This window comes from Dolichospermum sp. LEGE 00246 (genome assembly GCF_015207865.1).
Classification (GTDB): Bacteria; Cyanobacteriota; Cyanobacteriia; order Cyanobacteriales; family Nostocaceae; genus Dolichospermum; species Dolichospermum heterosporum.
In genome coordinates this window covers 1-3,761 of sequence record NZ_JADEWA010000508.1, presented here as the reverse complement: position 1 = coordinate 3,761, position 3,761 = coordinate 1, and the positions used below count along the sequence as shown (strand labels likewise).

At 41.3% G+C, this 3,761-nt stretch carries 3 protein-coding genes; all 3 read left to right on the top strand.

From position 1 onward, the window contains the following. Window positions 1-153 precede the first annotated feature (153 nt). The 3 genes from IQ228_RS26905 (at window position 154) to IQ228_RS23045 (ending at window position 3,683) form a co-directional block, all read left to right on the top strand. On the top strand, window positions 154-429 hold the full coding sequence (locus tag IQ228_RS26905) for a hypothetical protein (protein ID WP_027402957.1): 276 nt from the start codon (window positions 154-156) through the stop codon (window positions 427-429). Between the two features lie 290 nt (window positions 430-719). Then, complete coding sequence (locus tag IQ228_RS23050) at window positions 720-1,832, top strand: RRXRR domain-containing protein (RefSeq protein WP_027402956.1); 1,113 nt, start codon at window positions 720-722, stop codon at window positions 1,830-1,832. Window positions 1,833-1,955: 123 nt separating this feature from the next. Further along, window positions 1,956-3,683: an NFACT family protein gene (locus IQ228_RS23045; protein ID WP_193964559.1), complete on the top strand. Its 1,728-nt coding sequence runs from the start codon at window positions 1,956-1,958 to the stop codon at window positions 3,681-3,683. The last annotated feature ends 78 nt before the right edge of the window (window positions 3,684-3,761 follow it).

The following is a 3,761-nucleotide window of genomic DNA, read 5'->3' as shown; positions in this document are numbered from 1 at the left end:
GGGGAGTTGGGGGAGTTGGGGGGGAGAAAGAATTTTCCCAATGACAACTGACAACTGACCACTGACCACTGACTACTGACTATTCCTGCAAAGTTGTAAGATAGGAAAGCATCAAGTAAGCTCTAAACATAGTTGCAGTTAGACGGTGAAATGATGGAAGTTCAAGAAATCAAAAAATTCCCGAAGCCCAGGAAACCAGACAGCGAATCCCAAAATTTTCAGCACGTCAAGATCCTTGACTGCAACGAACCAGTATGCAGGGTAATTTGTGAATGTTGGCACTGCAAACAGGGGATATTATCTGAGGTAGACGTATCATCTTCACAGTATTTAGAGGTAGAATGCCCAAGTTGTGGGAAAACTGCCGTGAGGTTAATGGCAGAAAAGGTGATTTCCACTACACCTATCCCTTCACCCTGGCAAGGATGATTTAATAGATTAGATCCCCGACTTCTCAAAGAAGTCGGGGATCTGGGTGTTACGTAAACTGAAAAATATTTATTTAGTCAATAACCCCACCCTGAAGAGGGATGGGGCTTGTAACTAACAAAGGTTATGTGTTTGACTAGCCCACTGAGACTAATTCTGATACGCACTTCCAAATACTTCCCCAGTTTGGATTATCTGCAAGACTGTTTGTTCAGTCGTTGGGTTAAGCCAAGACATTTTGAATTAGTTGGGCGAGGGGACTTAAACTTTACTCCAAGGATTATCTCTTTATGCGAGTACCTGTAATTTCAGTAGACAATATTCCATTAATGCCAACAAAACCTAGCCGCGCTAGACGTTGGATTAAAGAAGGTAAAGCAATTGGTAAATTCAACAAATTAGGTGTTTTCTATGTCCAGTTAAAATCTGAACCATCTAATACAAAAGCTCAAGAAATAGTAATTGGCTTAGACCCAGGAAAAATGTTTTCTGGTATCGCGGTTCAAACCAAGAAATATACCTTACAAATGTTGCATCTAGTTCTTCCATTCAAAACAGTTAAAGACAGAATGGAGCAAAGAGCTATGATGCGACGTAGTAGACGTGGTAGAAGGATTAAGCGCAAATTGCCCTATACCCAACGTAGTCATCGTCAAGCAAGATTTGATAATCGCCGAGGTTCAAAACTACCTCCAAGCATTCGAGCAAACAAAGACCTAGAATATAGAACAATAACTTTATTATGTGATATTTACCCAGTAAAAACAATTGTCGTTGAAGAGGTAGAAGCAGGAGGAAATAAGAGTTTTAGTCCTGTCATGGTAGGTCAAAGATATCAAATTAACCGATTATCCGAACTTGCTAACGTGACTCTAAAAAAAGGTTGGGAAACATCAAATCTTCGTAAATATTTGGGATTGCATAAAGAAAAATCGGAAAAGTCTTTGCAAATCCCGGAAACTCATGCAGTTGATGCTGTCACCTTAGCAAGTTCCGAATTTGTGAAATACCAAACATGGAACGACATTAAAAATCATGGTGCGTCTTGGGTAGGTAATGTAACTATTACTAGGTCGCAATTTACTATTTTACGTCGTCCTCCAATTAGTCGTAGGCAACTACATTTAATGGTTTTCTCTTCATGTGGGAATAGACGTAAATATGGTGGAACTACAACAAGGCATGGATTTAGAAAAGGTGATTTTGTGGAAGCTACCCAAGGTCAGAAAACATTTTTCGGTTGGGTTAGTGGAGACACGGAAAAACAAGTTTCAGTTAGTGATTGTAACTGGAAACGGTTAGGACAATGTACAGCTAAAAAAGTCCGATTGATACAGCCAAACACGGGTTTAATCGTGTTTTCAACTCGGAAAATGTTTAATTTAACGGCGTTGAGCCATTAAATTAAACGCGCTATCCCTCCCCATCCTGCTTGCGCTGAGGATGGGGTATCTCGCAGAAAACAAGATGAACCAAGAAAATAATCCAGAAAAAAGTAATTTTGTCGTGAAAAAGGGGTAATTGTTTTGCAACCCCTGGATTTTACCGCTTTAACCGCCGCTTGTGGCGAAATCCGCGCCAATTGGTTGCCTGCACGCATAGAACAGGTATATCAGCGCGATCGCTTTACCATTGCCATTGCCTTACGCACCTTAAATCAACGGGGTTGGCTGGATATTTCTTGGCATCCTCAAGCCGCCCATATTTGTATTAGTGAACCACCACCACGCGCCCCAGATACTTTTACTTTTAGTCAACAATTAAGACATCAATTAGGTGGATTAGCTTTAGTGGGAATTGAGGCTATTTCCCCTTGGGAACGGGTAATTGATTTACAATTTGCCCGTCGTCCGGGAGAAACTGCCCTTTATCACGTTTATGCGGAAGTGATGGGCAAATATAGTAATGTGATTTTAACTGATGCGAGTAATGAAATTATCACTGCTGCCCATCAAGTTAGTCAGCAACAATCTAGTGTTCGTCCCATTCAAACTGGACAAAATTACGAAACACCACCGAAATTAACGGGAAAAGTCCCCAATTTTAGCGAATCTATCGAACGCTGGCAAGAACGGGTAAGTTTAGTCCCCGGAGGTATTAAACGCCAGTTACTCAAAAGTTATAGTGGTTTAAGTTCGGCTTTGCTAGACACGATGCTGTTAGCGGCAAATATCATCCCAGATACGAATACTGACGAACTTACTTCCCAAGATTGGCAAAATTTATTTCAACGTTGGCAAGAATGGTTACAGGCTTTAGATTCAGGTAAATTTCAACCTGCTTGGACAGAAAATGGATATACGGTGATGGGTTGGGGTGGAATTGCACCAACAAAGAATATTCAAGAGTTAGTTTACCGTTATTATTCTGATCAACTGAATGAACAGTTATTTGGACAACTGCGTCATCAGTTAAGTCAAAAATTGTTGAATATTTTGGGTAAGTTACGCACTAAAGCGAAAACTTTTAGCGATCGCCTGCAACAATCAGATCAGGCTGAAGAATATCGTCAAAAAGCTGACCTATTAATGGCTAACCTGCACCATTGGCAACCAGGGATGCAGGAAATAATTCTACCAGATTTTGAAACCGAACAGCCAATTGCGATCGCTCTTTTGCCCGATAAAAACGCCGTCCAAAATGCCCAAAAGCTTTACAAACAGCACCAAAAACTCAAACGCGCCCGTGCTGCCGTTGAACCCTTACTATTTGCAGTCCAAGCAGAAATTGACTATCTTGAACAAGTAGAAGCGGCAATTTTGCAAATAGACAAATACCAAAATCCAGAAGATTTACAAGCCTTAGAAGAAATCCGGGATGAACTAATTGGGCAAAAATATCTAGAAGACCTAGAATATCGCAGCCGTAGCAGCAACGACACCCCCGGCACTAATTTTCATCGTTACCGCAGTCCGAGTGGCTTTGAAGTCCTCATTGGTCGTAATAACATCCAAAATGATCAACTGACATTCCGTGTCGCTGGAGACTATGATTTGTGGTTTCACGCCCAAGAAATTCCAGGGAGTCATGTCCTCCTGCGTCTAGAACCGGGTACAGTGGCAGAAGAAGCTGATTTACAATTTACAGCCAATCTAGCAGGTTATTTCAGTCGCGCCCGTCAAAGTGACCAAGTACCAGTAGTTTACACCCAACCCAAGCACGTCTACAAACCCAAAGGCACTAAACCAGGACTTGTGGTTTATAAACAAGAAACGATTATTTGGGGAAAACCGCAATTAGTCATTAGTCATTAGTCATTAGTCATTAGTCATTAGTCATTAGTCATTAGTCATTGGGAAAATTCTTTCTCCCCCCCCCTACTTCCCCAACTC